Origin of the sequence: Mesobacillus sp. MER 48, from assembly GCF_023714225.1 — a bacterium.
Lineage (GTDB): Bacteria > Bacillota > Bacilli > Bacillales > Cytobacillaceae > Mesobacillus > Mesobacillus oceanisediminis_A.
Genome location: NZ_JAMAUR010000001.1, coordinates 595,435 through 618,959 on the forward strand (window position 1 = coordinate 595,435; position 23,525 = coordinate 618,959).

23 protein-coding genes and 1 other annotated feature are annotated in these 23,525 nt (G+C 42.9%); of the genes, 7 read left to right on the forward strand and 16 right to left on the reverse strand.

The genetic code is table 11. The annotated features are described in order from the left end of the window. Positions 1–7 precede the first annotated feature (7 nt). From M3593_RS03010 to M3593_RS03020, 3 genes are all read right to left on the reverse strand, one after another. The gene (locus M3593_RS03010) at positions 8–2,185 is read right to left on the reverse strand and encodes a DNA topoisomerase III (RefSeq protein WP_251540628.1); all 2,178 of its coding nucleotides are present in this window, start codon (positions 2,183–2,185) and stop codon (positions 8–10) included. Positions 2,186–2,323: 138 nt separating this feature from the next. Next, positions 2,324–2,620, reverse strand: a complete 297-nt coding sequence (locus tag M3593_RS03015; RefSeq protein WP_144479959.1) for a hypothetical protein — start codon at positions 2,618–2,620, stop codon at positions 2,324–2,326. A gap of 59 nt (positions 2,621–2,679) precedes the next feature. Further along, complete coding sequence (locus tag M3593_RS03020) at positions 2,680–3,666, reverse strand: HD-GYP domain-containing protein (protein WP_251540629.1); 987 nt, start codon at positions 3,664–3,666, stop codon at positions 2,680–2,682. A 338-nt stretch (positions 3,667–4,004) separates the two neighbouring features. Between M3593_RS03020 and cspD the strand changes: the two genes are divergently transcribed. Further along, complete coding sequence (cspD, locus tag M3593_RS03025) at positions 4,005–4,205, forward strand: cold-shock protein CspD (protein ID WP_144479961.1); 201 nt, start codon at positions 4,005–4,007, stop codon at positions 4,203–4,205. A gap of 574 nt (positions 4,206–4,779) precedes the next feature. Here cspD and M3593_RS03030 read toward each other — a convergent pair. Together M3593_RS03030 and M3593_RS03035 are read right to left on the reverse strand one after the other, a co-directional pair. Then, positions 4,780–4,953 carry a zinc-finger domain-containing protein gene (locus M3593_RS03030; protein ID WP_144479963.1) on the reverse strand — a complete coding sequence of 58 codons (174 nt, stop codon included), beginning with the start codon at positions 4,951–4,953 and terminating at the stop codon, positions 4,780–4,782. A 15-nt stretch (positions 4,954–4,968) separates the two neighbouring features. After that, on the reverse strand, positions 4,969–5,625 hold the full coding sequence (locus M3593_RS03035; protein ID WP_144480057.1) for a reverse transcriptase-like protein: 657 nt from the start codon (positions 5,623–5,625) through the stop codon (positions 4,969–4,971). A gap of 186 nt (positions 5,626–5,811) precedes the next feature. Between M3593_RS03035 and M3593_RS03040 the strand changes: the two genes are divergently transcribed. After that, entirely contained in the window at positions 5,812–6,219 is a 408-nt protein-coding gene (locus tag M3593_RS03040) for a reverse transcriptase-like protein (protein WP_144479965.1), read from the forward strand. Beyond that, complete coding sequence (locus tag M3593_RS03045; RefSeq protein WP_251540631.1) at positions 6,220–7,158, forward strand: DMT family transporter; 939 nt, start codon at positions 6,220–6,222, stop codon at positions 7,156–7,158. Positions 7,159–7,334: 176 nt separating this feature from the next. On the opposite strand, the gene M3593_RS03050 is transcribed toward M3593_RS03045, so the two are convergent. Together M3593_RS03050 and M3593_RS03055 are read right to left on the reverse strand one after the other, a co-directional pair. Beyond that, the gene (locus M3593_RS03050; protein ID WP_251540633.1) at positions 7,335–7,616 is read right to left on the reverse strand and encodes a DUF6123 family protein; all 282 of its coding nucleotides are present in this window, start codon (positions 7,614–7,616) and stop codon (positions 7,335–7,337) included. A 55-nt stretch (positions 7,617–7,671) separates the two neighbouring features. Then, positions 7,672–8,133 (reverse strand): divergent PAP2 family protein, encoded by a 462-nt coding sequence (locus tag M3593_RS03055; RefSeq protein WP_144479969.1) that lies wholly within the window; start codon positions 8,131–8,133, stop codon positions 7,672–7,674. 153 nt (positions 8,134–8,286) lie between these two features. On the opposite strand from M3593_RS03055, the gene sspL reads away from it, so the two are divergent. Then, complete coding sequence (gene sspL / locus M3593_RS03060; RefSeq protein WP_023627620.1) at positions 8,287–8,418, forward strand: small, acid-soluble spore protein L; 132 nt, start codon at positions 8,287–8,289, stop codon at positions 8,416–8,418. Positions 8,419–8,460: 42 nt separating this feature from the next. On the opposite strand, the gene M3593_RS03065 is transcribed toward sspL, so the two are convergent. The 6 genes from M3593_RS03065 to M3593_RS03095 form a co-directional block, all read right to left on the reverse strand. Continuing rightward, the gene (locus M3593_RS03065) at positions 8,461–9,351 is read right to left on the reverse strand and encodes a 5'-3' exonuclease (RefSeq protein WP_251540635.1); all 891 of its coding nucleotides are present in this window, start codon (positions 9,349–9,351) and stop codon (positions 8,461–8,463) included. A gap of 274 nt (positions 9,352–9,625) precedes the next feature. Next, positions 9,626–10,471, reverse strand: coding sequence for a sulfurtransferase (locus M3593_RS03070; protein WP_313959735.1), 846 nt, complete (start codon positions 10,469–10,471; stop codon positions 9,626–9,628). Between the two features lie 185 nt (positions 10,472–10,656). Continuing rightward, positions 10,657–14,325 carry a dynamin family protein gene (locus tag M3593_RS03080; protein ID WP_251540637.1) on the reverse strand — a complete coding sequence of 1,223 codons (3,669 nt, stop codon included), beginning with the start codon at positions 14,323–14,325 and terminating at the stop codon, positions 10,657–10,659. A 325-nt stretch (positions 14,326–14,650) separates the two neighbouring features. Continuing rightward, positions 14,651–15,220: an isoprenylcysteine carboxyl methyltransferase family protein gene (locus M3593_RS03085; RefSeq protein ID WP_144479978.1), complete on the reverse strand. Its 570-nt coding sequence runs from the start codon at positions 15,218–15,220 to the stop codon at positions 14,651–14,653. A gap of 1 nt (position 15,221) precedes the next feature. Continuing rightward, positions 15,222–16,307 carry a type III polyketide synthase gene (locus M3593_RS03090; protein WP_144479980.1) on the reverse strand — a complete coding sequence of 362 codons (1,086 nt, stop codon included), beginning with the start codon at positions 16,305–16,307 and terminating at the stop codon, positions 15,222–15,224. A gap of 297 nt (positions 16,308–16,604) precedes the next feature. Continuing rightward, a complete protein-coding gene (locus M3593_RS03095) occupies positions 16,605–17,378 on the reverse strand; it encodes an SDR family NAD(P)-dependent oxidoreductase (protein WP_251540639.1) in 774 nt (257 codons plus the stop codon). A gap of 597 nt (positions 17,379–17,975) precedes the next feature. Here M3593_RS03095 and M3593_RS03100 point away from each other — a divergent pair. The 3 genes from M3593_RS03100 to M3593_RS03110 are packed head-to-tail and all read left to right on the forward strand — an operon-like array spanning position 17,976 to position 20,284. Continuing rightward, on the forward strand, positions 17,976–18,125 hold the full coding sequence (locus tag M3593_RS03100) for a cytochrome c oxidase subunit 2A (protein WP_144479986.1): 150 nt from the start codon (positions 17,976–17,978) through the stop codon (positions 18,123–18,125). A 27-nt stretch (positions 18,126–18,152) separates the two neighbouring features. Beyond that, a complete protein-coding gene (locus M3593_RS03105; protein ID WP_251540641.1) occupies positions 18,153–18,629 on the forward strand; it encodes a cytochrome c oxidase subunit II in 477 nt (158 codons plus the stop codon). Then, a complete protein-coding gene (locus M3593_RS03110; RefSeq protein WP_144479990.1) occupies positions 18,629–20,284 on the forward strand; it encodes a b(o/a)3-type cytochrome-c oxidase subunit 1 in 1,656 nt (551 codons plus the stop codon). The genes M3593_RS03105 and M3593_RS03110 overlap by 1 nt, the downstream gene beginning before the upstream one ends. Positions 20,285–20,305: 21 nt before the next feature. Here the strand turns inward: M3593_RS03110 and M3593_RS03115 are convergent, their stop codons facing one another. The 3 genes from M3593_RS03115 to M3593_RS03125 all read right to left on the reverse strand — a co-directional run bounded on the left by M3593_RS03115 (position 20,306) and on the right by M3593_RS03125 (position 23,482). After that, positions 20,306–20,548: a hypothetical protein gene (locus tag M3593_RS03115; RefSeq protein WP_186326835.1), complete on the reverse strand. Its 243-nt coding sequence runs from the start codon at positions 20,546–20,548 to the stop codon at positions 20,306–20,308. A gap of 257 nt (positions 20,549–20,805) precedes the next feature. Next, positions 20,806–22,197 (reverse strand): asparagine--tRNA ligase, encoded by a 1,392-nt coding sequence (gene asnS, locus M3593_RS03120; RefSeq protein ID WP_251540643.1) that lies wholly within the window; start codon positions 22,195–22,197, stop codon positions 20,806–20,808. Positions 22,198–22,251: 54 nt separating this feature from the next. Further along, positions 22,252–22,485: a binding site (T-box leader), on the reverse strand. Positions 22,486–22,576: 91 nt separating this feature from the next. After that, entirely contained in the window at positions 22,577–23,482 is a 906-nt protein-coding gene (locus M3593_RS03125; protein ID WP_144479995.1) for an EamA family transporter, read from the reverse strand. Positions 23,483–23,525 lie beyond the last annotated feature (43 nt).

Here is a 23,525-nt window from a genome sequence, read left to right on the forward strand (position 1 = left end):
CAAGGCGCTACTCCCCTTGATTGACAGGCTGTGGAGCCAGATCGAATTTCAGTTTGTTTTCGGCCGTATCCCAGTAAAGCTTTGCGTTGAAATTTCGATCTTTGCTCTGGAAGCCTTCGATTACATCTGTGCTTCCTTCAGCCAGCAGCTTCTTTATATTTTTTTGGGTCACTGTCTTTCCAAGGATCTGTTTGGATAGGGTGAAATTACATTTTGTTTTTTGGTAGTTGGAGCAACCATAAAACGTCCCCTTGTCCACAACCATGCCATCGCATTTCTTACATTTCCCCAGATTCGTTCCGCGCCTTGCCTTCCCGCTTTTTTTTCCGGGCACAAAGGCGTTGGTGAGTTCCTCGGAAAATGTCCAGCTTGCTGAACCTTCGGTTGTTTCCGTAACCAGGTGCTTGATCATTTTTGAGGTTTGCTCGATAAACTGTTTGGGCGATGCCTCCCCTTCGCCTATCTGGTGCAGCCGCTGTTCCCATTTAGCTGTCATTTCCGGTGAAGCAAGGACTTGTCCGCCAACTGCGGCGACGAGTATTTTTGCTTTGGCTGTGGCATATACAAGATTTTTACGGACCTCGATATAGGCCCGGTCCTTAAGCATGGTAATGATTCCTGCTCTCGTAGCTTCAGTTCCAAGCCCTTCTGCCTTCATCAGGACTTTTTCCAGTTGCTTGTCTTCAATATGCTTGCCGGCCGTTTTCATTAAAGTGATCAACTGTCCTTCAGTCAGTCTCTTTGGCGGCTGTGTTTTGCTTTCTTTCACTTCAGTTTTCACGACAATTCCCGTTTCACCCTGCTGAACAGCAGGCAGCTCTGGTTCTTTGTCTGCGTCTTTTTGCGGAAGCACCTTCTTCCAGCCTTCCTCAAGCTGGACTTTCCCCTTCGAGATAAATTCAGCCCTGCCATCCACGACGGTCTTAATGGTCGTATACTCCGCTATATAAGGTCCATAGTGGGCGGCGATCAGCGTCCGCACGAGCAAATCATATAGTTTAAGCTCATCTCCCGAAAGCCTGCCCAAGTTGGGAACTTGTTCGGTGGGGATGATCGCATAGTGGTCTGTCACCTTTTTTTCATTTACATATCGTTTATTATTTTCAATGGATTCCACTGGCAACGGAAATAACGGTCCATAATCAGGAATCGCCTTGAGTTTATTCAGGATTGCCGGAAACCCTTCCGCTTCGCCTGGAGTCACATACCTTGAATCCGAACGGGGATAAGAGACGATTCCCCGTTGATAGAGCCCTTGTAAAATGTCGAGCGTCTTTTTCGGCGACATCTTGAAGCGCCGGTTTGCTTCAGCCTGAATCGCTGAAAGATTGTATAATAATGGCGGCAGGAATTCTTTTTTCTCTGAATTGACTTCTGCTGCTTCCGCAGCTTTGCCGTTGCAGAATTCAGCAATTTTTTCAGCCATTTCTTTTGTTTTGATCCTTGAGTCACCATCTTTTTCCCATTTGCCCGTGTATTTTTTGCCATTGATATTAAATTTCCCGATTACCTCCCAGAATGGTTCTGAGACGAAGTTTTCGATCTCCAGCTCACGTTTTACAATGAGAGCAAGTGTGGGCGTCTGGACTCTTCCAACGGAAAATACATCTGAATACCCCTTCTTCTGCAATAAAAGAGTGTAAAGTCTGGATGCATTCATGCCGACAACCCAGTCAGCACAAGCTCGGGTATAAGCTTCAAAATACAAATTCTTTGTATCTGATTCACTTAATAATTTCTGAAAACCTTCTTTTATCGCTTTTGGGGTGAGGGAGGAAATCCACAGCCGTTTCATCGGTTTCGTGCAATTTGCAAGGCGAAGGATATTCCGGATGATCAGCTCCCCTTCCCGCCCAGCATCACCTGCATGGATGATTTCAGTTACCTGGGGGTCCGAAACCAATCTTTTTATAATATTGAATTGCTTTGCTTTTGATTTTACTACTTCATACTGGAATTGGTCTGGAATGATCGGCAATGTATTCAGGGACCACTTTTTCCAGGTTGGGTTGTACTGTTCTGGCGCGGATAATTCCGTTAGATGGCCAATTGCCCAGGATACATAAGCACCATCGGGAAAAATTTCATTTGGAAGGATCTCAATGTATCCATCTTTCTTCTTCATTTTAAAAACGGAGGCCAGCGTTCTGCCCTGGTCAGGCTTTTCCGCAACGATCAACTTCATAATTTCCTCCTGAAAAGCTTTTATAAGAGCGTAGTGTAAACCTAAATTCTATTTTATCTTTTTTTCGACAAGAGCGTAAAGGACTTTTATCTCAGCATCTAAAACACATAAACAGGCAGCTGATTGCTCAGCTGCCTTCTAAAAATTTTCAATATCGAACGGCTCGACTTTATTATTATCATTGATGTACCAGCGATCCCTATGAACAACTGCTGAAACAGTCAAAATCAATGAAGGAACTTTTTCAATCCTGACTACGATCGCACCGACTAGCTCCTGGAAAATCACGAATGACTCGCCGTGGCTGAAAGCAGCCCATTGCGGACCCATGATGGCGATGGAACGAATGATTTCTTCCTTTTCTTTTTGTTCAAGGGAAAGATGCGGAGAAAAAATGATAATCCAGTCCTCATCACCAATCGAAAAGCGATACATGCCCTCACCCTTTTATTCATCATATTTGACTATTAAAAGATATGATTGGCAGGTATATTTTATACCCCTACGATTGAATCATTTAAGACCCGTGAAATTCTCAAACCGCGGTTGAGACGCAAATCTATCAGAGTATCATCGGTCTTGATCAGAGCCCTCAATGGTTCAAATTTATCGACCATAAGGATTGTCCCTTCTTCACCATTGCTTAAAAGAACGCGTTTCCCGACAAGGCTGTCCATGATCCTGTATAAAAAAACCAGCATGATTTTCGGGTCGAATTTGCCGAAAACATCATTTTGCATCTGGGAAATGACTATATGGAATGGTTCTGCCTGATGGTAAACCCTCGAAGACGACATGGCATGATAGACATCAGCAATCGCCACAATTTTGGCAAACTCGTCGATTTTATCGCTGGGCAGACTGAACGGATAGCCGCCACCATCCTCCCGTTCGTGATGCTGGAGTGCGATGAGGGCAACCCTGTCATTCAACTCGGGTATATCCTTCAGCAATCTGTATCCATACACAGTATGCCGTTTCATTTCGGCGTACTCTTCAAGTGTCAGCCTTCCTGGCTTATTGAGAATGTCAGCCGGTATCCTGGCCTTTCCGATATCATGAAGGGTAGCTCCCAGAGAAAGATCATTCAAATCGGACTGATTCAGATTCAGCCATTTTCCAAGCAATGTTGAAATGATACCGACACAAACTGTATGCCTGTAAGTATACTCATCTTTTGACTTAAGTTCATAAAAAAGATGGTAGATATGAGGTATTTCTGCTGCCTGTCTGATCGCTGGCATGATTTCATTCTTGATTTCGGAAACAGGTACAACGCCTGTTTTCGCAACTACATCGAATATCTCTTCCATTTGTATGGAAGCTGCGTCAAGTTTCCTTGAAATATCATCGATTTTAGTATTTACCGCATTCTGTGATGTAGGGTCCTGAACGGGCTTTCCGTTCCTGATTGAATCCAATAATGTCTCAATTTGATAATCAGATAAGGACGTGAACGCTGATGGAGTGGTCTTCATCATAGTACCCTCCTCTAAGCTAATAATAGACTTGTTTTTTAGTTGATTGCTGTTCTTAAAACTTTTGCAGTTCAAAAGGAATACTTTAATAAGAAAATAATAACAAATTTTTCCGGAAATAGGAACCTGGAGGCTGATTTTTAATTAACTAAATTTTAAGATTATTTTCAGTATAATAGCGCTTACAATCTTGACTAGGACTATCCCAATATTGTATATTTAAGACATCATTTAATAGAATATATTTGCCATGTCAGAGAATGCAGGTGTATCCAATTAGATGATAATATTCAACTTGACGCAGACATTGTGTCGCGAAAGACATGGGAGGAAAGTTTAACATGCAAAACGGTAAAGTTAAATGGTTTAACAATGAAAAAGGTTTCGGCTTTATTGAAGTAGAAGGTGGAGACGATGTATTCGTACACTTCTCAGCGATCCAGGGTGATGGCTACAAGTCATTAGAAGAAGGCCAGGAAGTATCTTTCGAAATCGTCGATGGAAACCGCGGACCACAAGCAGCTAACGTAGTGAAACTATAATTCCAAAAGTTAAAGGCTGGCGCCAGACGCCAGCCTTTTTGATTGTATTTGATTATAGACATTTCGCATTCTCCATGCCCCTGAAATGTCCTTTAATTCCTCTTTCTTAGACATTTCGCCTTCTTCATGACCTCAAAATGTCCTTTAATTCCTCTTTCTTAGACATTTCGCCTTCTTCATGACCTCAAAATGTCCATTAAAACCACTTTCTTAGACATTTCGCCTTCTTCTTGACCTCAAAATGTCCATTAAAACCACTTTCTTAGACATTTTGCATTCTTCATGACCTCAAAATGTCCATTAAACCCACTTTCTTAGACATTTTGCATTCTTCATGACCTCAAAATGTCCATTAAAACCACTTTCTTAGCATTTCGCATTTTTCATGACCTCAAAATGTCCATTAAACCCTCTTTCTTAGACATTTCGCCTTCTTCATGACCTCAAAATGTCCATTAAACCCACTTTCTTAGACATTTCGCCTTCTTCATGACCTCAAAATGTCCATTAAAACCATTTTCTTAGACATTTCGCCTTCTTCATGACCTTAAAATGTCCACTAAAACCACAATGATTATAATTTCTGTCCGCACTTTTTTATTTTCTCGCCGACGGTGCATTCTGTTATGCAAAACCGGTGTGCGGATCGTTTTCCGTGTTCTTGCCGGTTATGCTTTTTCAGGAAGCATCCATTGCAATATGTATTGAGCAATGTTTCTACCTCAGCAAGGATTTCATTTCGAGTCAATCGTTTCCCTCCTGGCTATATTATTTGCATTTTGCTGTTGATCATCTTCCCCTGCAAAGCTTGGGTTGCCAGCTTGTCAGCCTCTTTGTTCTCTTTCCTTCCTACCGGATTGTATTTTGGGTGCAATCCGAGGTCCTTTATCTTCTTTTCGATCCGGTCCAGCCAGCGGTTGAGAGTTTCTTCATAGCAAGGCCACTCACCCTCCAGCTGCTTCAAAACCACCTGGGAATCACCTTTTATTTCACAAGACATGTTCCTAACGCCCATTTCCTCAAGGATAGAAAGCGCAAAATAAAGAGCTGCATACTCTGCTTCATTGTTCGTTTCCAGCTCATCGAATACTTCATTGGCGCGCAGCCTGTATTTCTTTTTGCCCTGCTTGTAATAAATGATTGTGCCAAGTCCGGCCTTATAATGGGCATTATCGAATCCTCCATCGAAATAAACAGTCAGGTCATGAGGCTCTTCTTCCACCTCTGCAAGAAGTTTGCGCATTTCCTTGATTGACCAGGAGGTACCAATTTCATCAGTGAAGGAGATTTCCAACGCTTTGCCCGATTTTTCGAGTTCTTCACCAGCCTGAAGTGCATGTTCTCCATCCAGATAATCAGAGCTGAACAGGATAGGAGCCAGACCTTTTGTTTTATATTCCCATTCCAATTTATATTTCAAGACTTCTCCCCACTTTCCGATCAGTTGTGTCTCCACCATTTTTAGTTATCTTACCCATTTTCCATGACCGTTACAATGAAAAAGAGTTGTTGCTGCAGAAAATGCATTTGTATATTTTTATAAATAATCGCTCCTATTATGATACACTATCTATTATCTGTACAAACCAACCGGGAGTGATCGTTTTTGTTCGAGGTATATATCGATGGAGCAAGTGCTGGCAACCCGGGACCAAGCGGTGCTGGCATTTTTATTAAGGGGGAAGGGGAGGTTTTTAGATATTCCATCCCTCTTGGCGTCATGTCAAACCATGAAGCTGAATATCATGCATTTATAAAAGCATTGGAAATCTGTATTGAAAAAGATTTTAAAGTTGTTTCCTTCAGGACTGATTCACAGCTGGTCAATGCTGCGGTCGAGAAGGAGTTCGTCAAAAACAAACTTTACGCCCCACTTCTTGAAAAAGCGTTGATGCTTGCAGGGCAATTCGATCTGTTCTTCATGAAATGGATTCCATCGAGCGAAAATAAAACAGCTGATGAATTAGCCAGGAAAGCGATAAGAGACAACAATACGAAAGGAACCGATATCTAAATGAAAGCATCAACTTTTGCAGACTTAAGCTTATTATTTGTTGCTCTTATCTGGGGTGCAACTTTTGTCGTCGTACAAAATGCCATCTCCTTCCTTGAGCCATTAGCGTTTAATGCCGTCCGATTTAGCATTGCCGCAATCCTGCTGGGACTATGGCTAGTGATCTTTGAAAGGCATCAACTTCAGAAAGTTGATAAGAGATTGCTTTTATCAGGGATCATGCTGGGTTTTTGGCTGTTCATAGGCTATGCCTTCCAGACGCTTGGCCTTTTGTACACTACCTCTTCAAAGGCTGGTTTTATCACTGGCTTGAGCGTCATACTGGTTCCCTTGCTGATGATTGGGATTTTGAAACAGCGCCCTGGAATGAACTCAATAGCAGGCGTTTCAGCGGCCACCACCGGCCTCTATTTATTAACGATGTCAGATGTGTCGGGCCTTAACATCGGGGATGCTTTTGTGCTGATTTGTGCTGCAGGTTTCGCCCTCCATATCGTTTTTACCGGCAAGTTTTCAAGCAGTTATCCTACACTGCTTTTGACAGCTGTGCAGATTTCGACTGTTGCCGCTCTTTCAGCAGTATCTTCTGTCCTTTTCGAGGACTGGCAAAGGGTTTTTCAGCCAGAGGTCATTTTTTCTGCGGATGTGATGGTAGCCTTATTGGTTACATCGATTCTTGCAACCGCCCTTGCGTTCTTCATCCAGACGAATTTCCAGAAGCATACGACTGCTACACGAGTTGCCCTGATCTTTGCAATGGAACCTGTTTTTGCAGCGATTACCGCTTATTTTTGGGCAGATGAGCGCCTGACCTATAGCGCATTGGCGGGTTGTGCGCTGATTTTTGCCGGAATGATCTTCGCTGAATTGCCATCAGGAAAATTCGAAAGCTTCGTTCGTAAAATATTCCCGAAAAAAGAGGCTGATTTCAAAGCATGACGCTTTGGAACCAGCCTTTTTTAGGAACTAGCTTAGAATAATTTCCACTTAGAGAATCGCCAGGGTTCAGCGCATAGCCAGTTTTCTCCTCTTGCTAAATTTTCTCTAAAGTATATTGCGATAAGCGTTAGCGCTGAGCAGCTTATCGGGGCTGGCCAAGGCGCTTCCGCTTTTCGTCATACGGCCAAAAGCTCGATTTTTTTGACAAATTGCAATGCTGCTTTGCGGGAATCAATTTTATTAGAAGCGAACGTTTCAAGCAATGAAATATAAAAGCTCCCGTCAAAACCTTTTTGAGCCATCAGGGTGATTTCAATGGCGGCATTCGCGAGTTCATCGGTGGAATTCGTATATTGCTGTCCGAAATAAATGAAGCCGATTGCATCTTCGCGAAAAAGGAACCCCTTGCTCTTCAAATGAAGCAGATAATCTTCAACTGTCCGCACTGACTGAATCAATCCTCTCTCTTCAAGCCGTTTCTAGTAAAATTTTACCGCATTAATCGAGCTTTTTCTACCGTTTTTTCGTTAAATAATAACCAGCAAATCCCATAAGCATACCTAAAAGGGCGCCTCCAAGCACTTCTTTCGGCTGATGCCCGAGCATTTCTTTCAAAGGATCCGGGGACTTTTCCTCAAACTCCACTGGGTCGTCCTGATGTATTTTATCAATCAATTCATCAAGGTCATTCACTTTTAAAGTAAGTTCTCCTGTCTGCCTTCTGATCCCCTGGGCATCATACATAACTATCATGCCATAAACTAGGGAAAGCGCGAAGTCAATCGAACGCACTCCCCTTGTAAGGGCAACATAGGTGGTTAAGGATGAGACACCAGCTGAGTGTGAGCTGGGCATGCCTCCTGTAGCCAAAAACAAATCTGGTTTCCATTCCTGCGTTTTTGCATAATGAATCGGTATTTTTAAAGCCTGAGCCAGGCCGATACTTGATATCGCGATCACTGCACCTTTATTCATATCTGTCACCTCCATGTTATTTTGAAGAAAAATGATTGCTTTTATTCTTGACCGTTCATAATAAGGATTAAGCTGTTCAAGCAGACAACCTATTAAGGTTAATTCACTTTTCTATGAAGTTTTAAACAAAATTTTTTGGAGGGATCAACTGCGATGAGTAAAAAGGGAAACAGAGGAACAAAGGCACCAGGAGTTAATCCACAGGGCTACGGGCAGGATGCTGAATTTGCTGAAGAACCGAAATCAAAGCTTGAGAATGCCGCCAAGAAGAAGAATACAAAATAATTGGCAATATAAAAACGGCTGGAGCAGAATCCAGCCGTTTTATTAAGCGTACATTGTATCGTTTTCAAAAAGGCGGTGCAAGCCTCGCAGTTCTACTTCATTAAACTTGGAAAGAAGCTTATCCCTGTCAATTCTAAATAGGGCATCGTCCATCCTGCATTCAACCGGTACATCGCACTTGATTTCAGCAAGCTGCCTGCTTAGATGAAGCATCTCGAGGTCCGCCTCGATTTTGGCACGCTGTGATTTCGTCAATTGATGCAGGTTAGCGATGACACCTTCCACATTCCCGTGTTCCTGAAGTAATTTAATGGCGGTCTTCTCACCAATACCGCGGACACCGGGATAGTTATCGCTTGGGTCCCCCATAAATGCCTTCAAATCGATCATCTGTTCAGGCCAAATTCCCTTTTCTGCAAACAAAGTATCTCGATTGTGAACCAGATAATTCCCATAACCTTTTTGCAGCAGAATGACTGAAACCCGGTCATCAATCAACTGAAGGATATCCTTATCCCCGGTCAAAATCGTGATCGAATCCACTTCCCTGGCAGTCTTTGCAATCGTGCCGATACAGTCATCTGCTTCAAAGCCTGGAATGCCGATATTCGGAACATCAAGTGCTTCCACTACTTCTTTGACAAGATCGAATTGGGGCAGTAGCTCTAAGGGTGCATCAGGTCTGTTTGCTTTATAATTATCAAACATTTCAGTGCGGAATGTTTTGCTGCCCATATCCCAGCAAACCGCTGTATGGGTAGGCTTGAATTTAGCAACAGCAGTCGCGAAATGCTTGACGAAACCATGGACTGCGTTGGTCGGCACCCCTTTGGAATTGATCATGAACTGTCCGGAAACAGCTGTTGCGAAGAATGCCCTGAACAACAAAGCCATTCCGTCAACTAGCATTAGTGACGATTTATTAGTATCCAAAGCTAGGCCTCCTTAAAATATTGTTTTGATAAGTCTTTATGTTAAACGCTTGGCGATATTTAATATACAACTTTTATATTATAACATATCTCATGGTCATACTTCGCACGGAAAATTACGCCTATTGTTCTATGTAAAGACGAGGGCCTCTATCAACCTCCGATCACGAAAACACCAGGAAATTGCATTTTTAAAAAACTCCACGGCCCCGCAACCGCCATTTTTTTGCGGAAGCAGACCGTGGAGGCCTTCGACATCACTTACTCTTCGTGTTTCACTCTTCCCCGGAGACAGGATTTTCTTTATATGAAACCCAGTCACTATAACTGCCAGCATACAGTTTGACATTTTTGAATCCTGCTTCTTTCAGGGCAATATAATTAGGAGTTGCTGTCACTCCTGATCCGCAATATACGATGACAGGCTGGTTCCGGTCAAGGTCGGCAAAACGCTTTTCTTGCTGTTCCCTGGACTTAAAAGACCCATTTTCCAAGCCTTCCATCCACGGTTTATTGATGGCAGTTGGAATATGGCCCGCAATTCTGTCAATCGGCTCTTCAATCCCTTTATAGCGTCTGCTTTCCCGTGAATCGATCAGGACCGCGTTTCCTGAGCCATTGAGTGCTATATCCTTTACTTCTTCATAAGAGGCCAGCATATCTTTCTTCTCTGTTAAGGTATATGCTGTTTTATCATACTGGGGTTTGGTTCGATCAATTGGATAGCCTTTATTTTCCCACCCAGCGAAGCCTCCGTTCAGGATATACACCTTTTCATGACCAACGTATTTCAGAATCCACCATAACCTGGATGCAAAAGCACCTTCCTTGCCATCATAGGCAATGATTGTTGTTTCATTGTTAATTCCTTCAGCCTGAAGTTTATCTTTAAGCAGGTTCAAATCAGGAAGCGGATGCCTGCCGCCGTGCTCACGGACAGCGCCAGACAAGTCCTTTTCAAGATCGAAATAGACTGCTCCAGGAATATGACTTTGTTCATACTGTTGTCTGCCCTCTTCAGGATCTCCAAGCTTGAACCGGCAATCCACAACTCTTAGATCCTTCTCGTCAAGATGCTCCTTAAGCCAATCAGCGTCTACATAATTTTGCAAGGATACCACTCCTCAGCTTTTAGTTTTAGCCATCAATTTCTTTACATGTTCTTTTGGATCCCAGCAGGCAAATTGATAGTGGCTCTTAGTCTCATACCCTAGCCTGCTGCAATAATACTTCATTTTCCCATCCTGTTTTACAGCCTGGAAATTAACACATGTTGCACATGCATGGAATCTTTTGCCGCTCATGCTTACAATAAACCCTTATAGTTGTTTTCAATTTTCATTAGTGCTTGTTTAACCACTTCTATTGAGAAATTCTCTTCAAGCGCAGAGGTGATCCCTTCAAAATACTCATGGATTTGTTCTGAAAAGTCATTTTGTACTTTTTCGAACTCCCGCTTCATTTCTTGCATATAATGTTCTTTCAATCTTGAATTCTCTTCCTCTAGATATTCCCCGGAAGGTCCGTGTAAAAGCTGTTCAAGTTCCTCTGCCATATATCTTTTTTCATTTTTCTCAAAGAACGACTTCGGATTTTTGAACATTCCTAGCGCTTTCTTGAAAATGGCACGGTCGATGCTCTGGTAAGCTGTCTCAAATTCAATTCCTGATAGTGGTCCATTTTCAGTGAATGAAATGGATACCGAAGAATTAATTTTTGACAGTTCAGTTATAAGCGCTTGCTGGAATTCCTTGAGCAGCTGGGCAATATGGTTTTCAACCCTTAATGAAGTTGCTCGCATTTCCTGTGCCAGGTCATATCCAATACTTTCAATCAAATCATCCAACGCCGACTCCAGAGCTTTCTTCAAGTTTCGTCCATCATCCTTCAAAAGCGCAGGATTGAACGCCTCCCTGAAGAAGTCACCAAAGCGAATGAAGACACGCTGGCGAATATAATAAGTCAATTCGTCCCCCTCCTGCTTCAAACGCTCTTCAAGGATTGCGGGATTCTTCTGGGCCAGAACAGCCAGCAACCGTTCTTTTTCAGATAGCAGGTTTTGACGTTTCTCAGCTTTTGCTGCCTTATCTTCTTCTGCCGAACGGATCAATTCTTCAATCATGCTCACAGCCTGATGCCATTTAGCCTCAGCAGACTCGACAGCCATGTTCATCAGGTCATTGGCAATGAATCTATAAAACGCTTTTTCAAATGAGTTAAAGAGCTGGTCACCGCCACTGTCCGGCTGCAGTTTTGCATTCAGCCCTTTTAAGCTGGATACAGGGAATAGATGCGGGTTCCTTATTCCGTACTGGACAAGCTGCCCTTCAACATATTCCAGAACAGCCTCCTGTTCTTCCACTGAGTTCGCCAAATCGACTGCATTGACGATGAAGAACATTTTATCAAGTTCAAAGCTGTCCTTTACCCTGCCAAGCTGAATCAGGAATTCCCGATCCGCTTTTGAAAAGGCGTGATTATAATAGGTGACGAAAAGAATGGCATCAGAATTCTTGATATAATCAAAGGCAACTCCGGTATGGCGTGCGTTGATTGAATCAGCGCCTGGAGTATCGACAAGAGTGATTCCTTCCCTTGTCAGCTCGCAATCATAATAGACTTCGATCCATTCAACAAAACATGATTTCTCCTCTTGTGCTACATACTCCCGGAAGGAATCCAGGTCAACGGATAACTGTTCACCGAATTTTCCCCTGAAATGATTAAATCCTTTCGCAAAGGCCTGGAGAAATGAGTAATGTGTCTTTTCTATTGCACTATAACCGCTGTCTTCCCATTTAATGCTTTTGATTTGATCGATCGCTCGCTCAAAATCAGTGATATTCTCGCCGAATAATCCAAGTGAACGTTCAAGTTCTTTCGTGAGTTCTTTATCCGTTTTGATTTTAACAATAACTGAACCATGGGGATGTTCTGGCGTCACCGGTTTGATTTTATTGATTGCGGCCGTTGTCGGGTTAGGTGATACCGGTAAAAGTCTTTCCCCTACCAGCGCATTGGCAAATGAGGATTTCCCAGCACTGAATGCACCAAAAAGGGCAACAGTGAATTCCCTGTCTTTGATCCGCACTGCTTTATCCTTCAATTCGCGGGCAATCTTTTTCAGTCCCGGAATCCCTTCAATCTGTTCAGATGTGAAGTTTAATTTCCCCGCCAAATTTTTTTGCACTTCATGGAACTGTTCTATATCATTACCTTCCTGGTCAATGGAAGATATCTCATCCTTTACAGGTTCACCTTTTTCTTCGGCAGGTTCCGGTGTGCCAGGATCCAGGTTTCTGATCACTTCCGGCTCATCCTGTTCAGCATCGAAAAGGCTAAAGTCCTCATCTTTTAACTGAATTGGCTCTCCATAAAGAATCTCAGAAACATGCCTTCTGTCCTCGTCTATTTTTTCCCTGATTGCGGACAAACCTGACCAGGCGTCCAACAGCTTTTCATATTTCTGTTCCTTCTCGACAAGTTCATTCACTTGCTCATCATCATTGACTTTTGCATATTGAAGGAACATTTTTTTAATTGGTTCGAGCTCTTTTCGCACGAGGTTTTTCAGGGCCTCAGCGACATCATTCGTATAATTCAGGACATAATCACCTGACAGCCTGGCGCCAGACTTGACGGCTCCAGACAGCAATTCTTCACCAAAATCCACCTTGAAACCATTGGCAGCTGCCTGAAGATCAGGTTGTGATAATTGGTGTTTTTTAAATAGCTTTGTCAAAAAGTCTTTGATGTGCCAATTTAGCTGTGATTGGACCTTTTCCTCGAGATCCTGATAGAAACTGGCCAATCTGGCTGCTCTTTCCTGTTCGGTTTTTTGTTTTGAAAAAAACAAGCCTACTTTAAAATCCGGCTGCCTTGCCTGCAGGTATGATTCTGCCAGCTCCCTTGTCTGGAACGGCATAAGATATGCATTCTTCAGGATGTCATTCTGGCCTGACCTGAACTCTTGTTCTGGGTCTTGCTCTATTTTGATTTTGGCAATATGGCTTCTTATTTGATCCAGTTCGTTTGAAAGCTGCTGCCTTTCGCTTTCAGAGAGATCTCCGAGAATGGATTCATATTGTTCAACCTGAGCCGAAACATCCTGTTTTAGGCGGCCTAAATGATCCTCTGAGAGCTTCTCCAGGGACTTGAAGATTGAAACAGGCAAAATTTCCGCCCTTTTGCTTTTTCGCTCAATGATGAATTCACGAAGCTCTTCAAACTGGTTTAATGGCGACTCAGGAACTTTAAGCGACGTATAAAAAATTCCTGAATGCTTTACTCCCCAATCTGAAAAAGAAACTTCCACACTTTCCTTGAATTGTTCAAATGACAGCTCAGCATCCTGATGCTTATCAACCTGATTGATAATTAAATAAAGCTCTTTTCCTGCATCGGTCAGCTCTTTCGTAAAAAGAAAGTTCAGCTCCGATTGCACATGATTATAGTCCATGACATAAAAAACAAGGTCTGAAAGATGAAGGGCAGATTCTGTCGCGATCCGGTGTGCATCATCCGTGGAATCTATTCCAGGTGTATCCATAATGACAGCCTGCTGCAGGAATTCCGCACCGTTGTGGCTGATTTCGATTGCCTGGATCTGGTCACCATCCTTACAATAGCTTTTGACCGTTTCATAATCATATGGAGCAGGGTAAAGCCTTGATCCTCCGTTTTTAAAAAAGACCTTTGCATATTCTGCTCCTGATTTAATTTTCACCAGATTTGCGCTTGTAGGGATCGGACTTGATGGCAGGATATTGTCGCCGATCAATTTATTGATCATGCTCGACTTACCTGCAGAAAAATGGCCGCAGAAGGTAATCGAAAATTCTTCTTCAACCGCTTTCCTCCCCAGCTCCCTCACTTTTTCAGCGCTTTCTCCATCTTGATTCGTTTTTAATAAATGATATAAAGATAAAATCTTCCCGAGAAGTTTATGATCTTGATGTGCTACAGTCTGGCCCATTCCTCAAACTCCTTGTGACAAAATTGTGAATAACTTTATTTTATACGATTTTTCGGCCTTTTCCTATTATTACATTTTTTCTAGTAAAAAAAGAAAAACCCGAACATCATGTCCGGGCCGCCATTTAAATAATATTTTAAGTTTAGTGAGGTTTTAAAACATTGCTCAAAACATATTTCATAACTAAGGAGTAAGCAGCTATCGTTGAAACTACTAGCATGGATACCATTTATACGACACCGTCCTTGAAGTTCTTTTGATTGAGAACTATTTTCATCCTAAGGAAAGTGTAGCACTATTGATTATCATTTTCAATGAGAGATGGTTAATTGTCACACTTCTTTAACAAATTCGGCAGAAATCGCCCCTGATTCGTGAAAGCTGATTCATATTTAGTCAACTCTTTCAAAGCCCTTTCCTCAGCAGGAATCCTGATTGAAAGAATCAGGATGTTCAGTAGGGTGAAAAGTGCCATCGTAATATAGGCATTGAACATCAGGGGAATGACCAGAATTTCAATGGTTACGATCAAATAGTTTGGATGCTTTATGATTTTATAGGGTCCTCTTTTAATGACTTTTGCTCCTGGAAGGATGATGATTTTTGTATTCCAGAACCTTCCCAATGAAGCAAGTGCCCAAATCCTCATCCCCTGTGCGAATAGAAACAGCGCCAGCAGAACAGGCCAATAATCCGACAGCTGTTTATTCAACAGCGTCACTTCAGCAATAAAAAAGAGGAAAAAAGCAGTGTGGATCGCCACCATCGCAGGATAATGGCCCTGCCCGAATTCCATTGCTCCCTGTTTTTTCATCCAGGCCTCATTTTTTCTGGCAATCACTAGTTCCGTTATTCTCTGGAAAATAATCAATCCGACAAATAGATAGAATACCAAGTTACTCCCACCTCATTAAAAGCAGCTCTGAACTAAACCCAGGCCCAAGGGCTGCCCCCAGTCCAAGATCGCCCTCCTTAGCAGTTTCCATGAATCTTTTAAGCACATATAAAATTGTCACAGATGACATATTCCCGAATTCTTTCAGGACGTCAAGGGAGTTTTTTGTCATGGTTTCTGGCAGCTTTAATGCTGAAACATAGGCATCAATAACCTTCTTGCCGCCTGGATGGGCAATAAAATGGTCAAGATCCTGCACATCAAGGCCGTTTGAGTTCAAAAACCTCAGTACATTAGGCTGAAGCCAGTTTTCAATAATAGTAGGTATATCCTTTGAAAATACAACATAAAGACCTTCATTTTTCACATCCCAGCCCATGACATCCTCGGAATCCGGCATTGTCGTGGATTGAGTTCCAACTATATTAGGGGCTGCATTCTTTTTGGTGATTTTTTCATAGCCCGAATCATCACCGCAGACAAGGGCACATGCAACTCCGTCGGCAAACAGAGAGGTCCCGATCAGGTTGCTTTTTGACCGGTCATTTCGCTGGAAAGTCAGGCTGCATAGCTCGATGGAGAGCACGAGGACTTTTGCCTTTGGGTATGCAAGGCAGTATTCATAGGCACGTGACAATCCTGCCGCTCCGCCTGCACATCCGAGACCCCATATCGGGATCCTTTTAGTATATTGTGAGGACGGCAGGATATTCATGATTCTTGCATCTATGCTTGGCGTCGAAAGTCCTGTACTGCTGATTGTAAAGATAGCGTCTATTTCTTCAAAGTGGATTTCATTTTTCAGGAAATCATCATTCTTCAAACAATTCGTGATTGCCTCCGCACCAAGCTTTACAGCCGTTTCGATATACGCATCATTTTTTTCCTCAAATGTATGATCTACTTCGAACCAGTCAAGATCCCTGGCAAAATGGCGTTTCTCGATCTGGCCATTCTGGAATACAGACAGCAGACGTTGTATGTCCTTAAAGGACTCTTTAAATAACTTTTCGGCAAAGTCCATGACTTTATCCTGCTCAATTGAAAACGGCGGAACAGCTTCTGCGATGGAAATAATTCTGGGCATGACAATACTCTCCTCACATATATGTACGGTTACTTTTTCCATTTACCCTGAGAGTATGCAAGCAAACAAATATTGATTGAAAACAAAAAAAGCTTCCCCCGGGATGGAGGAAGCCTAACGTTTTGAAGGAGTTGCTGTGCAAGTTCATTATACAATGCAGTTGAGGCCCGTACATTATTAAATCATTACCAGTTGACAAAGGCACAATGGGAGACAACGTTGTGATGGCCAAGTGAAATCAACTCCTGGCAAAAAACCGTTCCATTTTTGCTGGAAGCGGATAATGAGGAATCCTATTTAAAAACCGTGAATGGTCATTCCGCCATCGACAAATAGGGTTTGTCCTGTTACATAATTCCCGGCGTCTGAGCTTAGGAAGACCACTGGTCCCACAAGCTCTGGCAGCTCGCCGATCCTTTTCAGGGGTGTGACGGCAAGGATGTCTTTTACATATGACTCATCTTCTAAAAGTTTTTCAGTCAATGGTGTTTTGAAATACCACGGGCCAATGGAATTTACATTGACGCCATATTGTCCCCATTCCATTGCAAGGACTTTAGTCATCTGCATGAGAGCTGCCTTTGTTGCGGCATAGACGACGCCAGTCCTGAGAGCAACCTGGCCGGCTACTGACGCAATATTGATGATTTTTCCGCCGGTTTGCTGGCTTTTCATGATGCGTCCAGCTTCCTGGGACATCATGAAGGCAGACTTCAAATTGGTGTCCATGATCTGTTGCCATTCCTCATCTGTCGCATCCAGAGCCTTAGACCGGATATTCATCCCGGCATTATTTACAAGAATATCAATCTTTCCCCATTTCGCTTCAATCTCAGCAATCGCAGTATGTATCTGTTCCCTTTCAGTGACATCCGTCGGAAGTATAAGAGCTTTTTTTCCTAATTCCTCAATCATTCCTGCAGTTTCTGTGAGGTCTTTTTCGGTTCTGGCAAGAAGTGCGACATCAGCGCCGGCTTCAGCTAACCCTACCGCCAGCGCTCTGCCAATTCCCCGGCCTGCACCCGTCACTATTGCCGTTTTTCCGCTCAAATCAAATGAAGGTAAGAACATACCTATCAGCCTCCCTATGTAAAATTGCTTTCATTTTACCATAGTACAGTGGCCTTTTGTTGTATGTACACCTCAATAAACAAAAGCACCCCTCTCGGTGCTAGTTGTTCTCATCTGACTGCTTCTGCACTTCAATCCAGATCTGTTTTTCGGCTGCTTCCCCGCAATTCATGCATATCCTTTTCTCATCATAGATAAGTCGGCAATGATCACAATAATATTTCTGCAATGATTTCACTTCCCGAAAAATGTTCTTTCTGACAGTATATTAATTCCTGCTCAGAATGGTGATTCTTTTTTAAGATTTGCTGTTAATAAAATGTCAAGCCTTCTTGTCACACACTGGTTTTGACATATGTCGTTTTGCTCATATAATCACAAAACTATTTTCACAGATTATTCACAATTACCCCACGTTCCATGTGACTTAAATCACTGTATTTACGCGTTTTCACCATTAACATAGTAAATATGTCAGGTATGAACAATTTGTGAACTGTCCGAAACCATATTTACGTTTCCAAATTGTTTTGTATGATGAGAATGTACTTATCAATTAATCAATGGACTTATTTTATGTGAAGGGAGTGGACCGGGATGGCGCAGCCTGGAATTGGGAAGAAAACACATACAAAGGTGGAAGATCGATCTTCCTTGAAAGGAACACTTGCATCCGTTTTCTTATTAGGATTCTTTTTGATTGTCACTTGGTTAGGCGTTTATTTCTTATTTGTAGATCGTTTTTAAGAGAGACCAAAAGGGGAGAAAGAAGTTATGCATATTCATAAATTTGAGAAAATCTGGCTTATCTTCGGGATAACGACATTGATCGTCTTCCTGACTGTCATCGGGGTCAGCGCTTTTTACCTCGGAAACCAGCCTCCAAGCTGTCTGGCAACAATCAATCCGGAAAAAGTTGACACCACTGCACCATTCAATGAGCCTGGATTGAAAAAGGTTGAAGGAAAAGAGTGGGATTACGAACTTGTATACGTTGCATCCGCATTCTCTTACAACCCTGGACAGGTGGAAGTTCCACTGGGAGCAAAAGTAAAAGTCATCGCTACAACTAAAGACGTCATCCATGGTTTCGAGGTTGCAGGAACCAATATCAATATGATGCTCGAGCCTGGCTTCATCAGTGAATATGTCACTACATTTGACAAGGCTGGCGAATATCTGATCGTTTGTAATGAATATTGTGGCGTCGGCCACCACATGATGACGTCTAAAATCGAGGTGGTAGAATAATGAATACTAATTCAATGAATCCAAAAGTTGACCGCCGTGACGGAAAACTGTCCATGGCCCACTTTTATGTCGCTTTCACCGCACTTGCCATCGGCGGGTTAGCAGGCCTTCTGCAGACACTTGTCCGTTCAGGGAAATTCGAATTGCCTTCATGGACTGGGTATTACCAGATCCTTACGATACATGGAGTCGTACTTGGGCTTGTCTTAACAACATTTTTCATTATGGGATTCCAGCTCGCTCTTGTAAGCAAAACATCAGGAACCTTCACTGACAAACAGCGCCTGACCGGATGGATCGGTTTCTGGACCATGACCATTGGTACAGTAATGGCTGCCATCATGATCCTTACCAACCAGGCTTCTGTCCTGTATACATTTTATGCTCCATTACAGGCACATGCACTCTTTTACCTGGGCCTTACACTCGTGATTGTCGGAAGCTGGATTGACGGTGCCGCAATCATCATGGCTTACACTTCATGGAGAAAAGCAAACCCTGGAAAGCCTAGTCCGCTGCTGACTTTCATGTCCCTTGTCAACACACTTATGTGGATTGTTGCAACAATCGGCGTAGCAGCAACTGTATTGTTCCAACTGCTTCCTTGGTCATTGGGCCTTGTTGATCGCGTTGACGTACTTGTCAGCCGTACATTGTTCTGGTACTTCGGTCACCCGCTTGTGTATTTCTGGCTATTGCCTGCCTACATGGCATGGTATGCAATCGTTCCAAAGATCATTGGCGGAAAGATTTTCTCAGACTCATTGGCAAGGATGTCCTTCATCCTGTTCCTGCTGTTCTCAATCCCGGTAGGTTTCCACCATCAGCTGATGGAACCTGGAATTGATCCGGCATGGAAGTTCCTTCAGGTAATTTTGACATTCCTAGTTGTCATTCCATCACTAATGACGGCATTTTCATTGTTTGCTACGTTTGAAATGTTTGGGCGTTCCAAAGGGGCGACTGGCCTATTCGGCTGGGTGAAAAAGCTTCCTTGGGGAGATGCGCGTTTCGCAGTTCCATTCATCGGCATGCTTGCATTCATTCCAGCTGGTGCCGGGGGACTTGTCAATGCTTCCCACCAATTGAACCAGGTAGTCCACAATACAATCTGGGTTACTGGACACTTCCATTTGACACTTGCAACTTCTGTTGTATTGACGTTCTTCGGGATTTCCTATTGGCTGGTCCCTCACCTGACCGGCAGAGTCCTGACAAAAGCAATGAATAAATTAGCGATTATCCAGGGTGTTATTTGGGCGATCGGCATGACCTTCATGTCAGGTGCAATGCACGCAGCCGGCCTGCTTGGTGCTCCACGTCGTTCATCTTTCTCAACCTACGGCGGTTCAGAGCAAGCTGCAGAATGGATTCCATACCAGATTGCACAGGCGGTTGGCGGAACCATTCTGTTCCTTGGAATCATCCTGATGCTATACATTTTCATCAACCTTGCTTTCTTCGCACCAAAAGGTGAAGAAGAATTCCCAGTCGGAGAGGTTGCTGATCAGGCTGAAAAAACTCCAATGGTATTCGAAAACTGGAAGTTATGGCTCGGTATCACTGTTCTTTTGATTCTGTTCGCGTACACAATTCCGTTCATCGATATGATTCAAAATGCACCAATTGGGTCGAAGGGATACAAATTCTTCTAATAATGAATGTGCTCTCTTTTTTTAAAAAAACCAAGCAAAACAGGGTATGAAATCTGTCTCGATTTCATACCCTGTTTTTTTAGTTGGCTCTGTTAACCAAGACTGTTGATTTTCGTTCCAGGCGCTTCGCTTTCCGCTGGAAGAATATGAAAAAGACCAACTGCCGTCTTTTTCATAAGCAATTCTTCCTTGGGGCTGGCGCTGAGCCTCCTCGTCGCTTTGCTCCTGCGGGGTCTCACCTGACCAGCTGTGCCCGCAGGACATTGATTTGGCTTCCTTGAACCTGCCCACGCACGAAGGAAATGAGTTAGCATTTTCGAGGAGTCTACGCGCCTTCCACTACAATCAACAGGTGTTAAAACAACATTAGGCTTTAAAGAGCCTTTTAGTTACAAGGCATAAAAATTATAAACAAAGAGCTAAATTAACTAGTCTGCATCCGGATCATGTTCATTCCAGCTATATAAAAAAAACAAAAGGATGCCGCAGCATCCTATTGTTCATTATTTACATGGATTTAATTAAAAATCTGCATTCCCTGGTGTACGAGGGAATGGAATGACATCACGGATGTTCTTCATCCCGGTTAAATACATGACAAGTCGTTCGAACCCAATTCCATAGCCGGAATGCTTGGTGCTGCCGTATTTTCTAAGCTCGAGATACCACCAGTAATCTTCTTCGGCCATACCAAGTTCTTTAATCCGTTCTGCAAGGACATCTTCTCTTTCTTCACGCTGGCTTCCGCCGATTAACTCGCCTATGCCGGGAACCAAAAGGTCGGTCGCAGCAACAGTCTTGCCATCCTCATTCGCTCTCATATAAAATGCCTTGATGTCTTTCGGATAGTCAGTTACGAAGACAGGGCGCTTATAAATTTCCTCGCTAAGATAACGTTCATGTTCTGTTTGCAAATCAGTACCCCATTCTACAGGGTATTCAAATTGCTTACCAGAGTTCTTTAATAATTCAACAGCTTCGCTATAAGTAACCCTTCCGAAATCAGAATTTAATGCATTCTGCAATCTTTCAACAAGTGTTTTATCGATAAAGCTGTTGAAGAAGGCCATTTCTTCTGGTGCATGTTCAAAAACGTAATCAATGACATACTTAATCATTTCTTCTCCAAGGTCCATGATATCCGGTAATTCCGCAAAGGCAACTTCCGGCTCGACCATCCAGAATTCTGCAGCATGTCGTGCAGTATTCGAATTTTCTGCCCTGAATGTCGGGCCAAAGGTATACACATTACGGAAAGCAAGAGCAAAGCTTTCGGCATTCAATTGACCGCTCACGGTTAAGTTGGTTTCTTTGCCGAAGAAATCAGCACTTTCATCCACGTTACCGTCTTCTGTTTTTGGCAGCTTGTTCAAGTCCATTGATGTCACGCGGAACATTTCCCCTGCCCCTTCAGTATCGCTTCCAGTAATGATTGGTGTATGTACATAAACAAACCCTTTGTCCTGGAAGAATTTATGAAGAGCATAGGATGCAACAGATCTTACTCTGAAAACGGCTGAGAAGGCATTGGCTCTCGGACGCAAGTGAGCGATTGTCCTTAAGTATTCCAGCGTATGGCGCTTTTTTTGTATAGGATAATCTGTATCCGATAAACCTTCGACGACAATTTTTGTCGCTTTAATTTCAAAAGGCTGTTTCATTTCTGGAGTTGGAACAAATTCACCTTCCACTAGAACAGAAGAGCTGATAGGCAACTTTGTTATTTCTTTGAAGTTATCAAGCGTATCCTCAAAAACAATTTGTACACTCTTAAAGAATGTACCATCATTTAACTCCATGAAGCCGATCGTTTTGGAATCGCGAAGAGTGCGGATCCATCCTGTTAATTGAACAGTTTTGTCTTTATAACTATCTTGATTTCTGTATAGATCTTTTACTACAGTCTTGATCATAATAAGCCTCCTTATGGTAACTTTTTGCATTAAAAAAAGCCTTCTATCCCCCAAAAAAGGGACGAAAGGCTGAACTTCCGCGGTACCACCCAAATTGTCATAAAATGACCAACTTCATAATTACTTTTCCCAGTCTATAACGTGCTGGCCACGTCTAAGCCTACTCATGATATCCCTTTCGGTTAGAACTCAAAGGTGTTCTTCATTTATGCATCATCACCAGGCTTCCACCATCCCCGGCTCGCTATTGAGTATAGCAAAAACTACTTTCCTTTTCATCGATTTAAAATATGCAGTTTATAAAAGGATTTTTACTGTAATAATTTATCACATAATATCATCCTTTGTCTAGTTGGCCCCTGCTATATAACTATTTTGATCAAACAGTGAAGTGCTTTTTTTGCCTCCTGATTGGAATAGAGATATTGATAGCAATGACTGACATGATAATCAACGCGGATCCGAGCAGCTGAATACCGCCCAGCCTGTCGCCATACACCAGCAATCCCAGCATGGTGGCAATGACAGGTTCCAATGTTGCTACAACAGCAGCAGTACTGCTTTCTGTTCGTTCAAGGCCCCAGGAGTATGCAAAATAAGCAACCACGGTCGGGAAAATCCCTAACCCTATCGCATAAAGCCACACATCCCCGGTGAACAGGACAGCAGCTTTACTGGCTATACCGGTTGTCGGAACCAGTGCAGCAGAGGCCACAAGGAAGGTGTACAAAGTGACTGTAAATGGATGGTACCGCCTTAATGCCACCTTCCCAAAAATGCTGTAAAGAGCATAACCGAACCCTGCCCCAAGGCCGATCAGGATACTGGAGACAGAAAAAGACGTTCCTCCCTGCCCGGTGATGCCTGCAGCAAGTGTACAGCCAATGACTGTCATGACAATCGCCAACAGTTTCTTTCTGTTAATGCTTTCTTTCAGGAAAAGAAATGACAAAACCGCCACAAAAGCAGGAGATGTGTACAATAAAGCCACTGCGATCGGAATATTCATCAGATTGATCGCCGTAAAATAAGACCAGTTAAAAAACACAATGCTTAAAATTCCAGTACCTACAAAAAGATACAAATCCTTTAACCTTATTTTTAAATGACTTCGGTAAAAAGCAATTCCGACTATTATTAAAACAATGGCTGCGGTCAAAACCCGGATGGCCACAATCTCCATGGCACTAAAACCGGCAGTGTTTAGGCCTTTTACAAAGAAACCAATCAAGCCCCACATAGCCGCTGCAAATGCGATCATAAAATAAGGCATTTTCCCTTTCATACGTTCACCACACAGATAAGATGACAGAAAGACTGTCATCTTA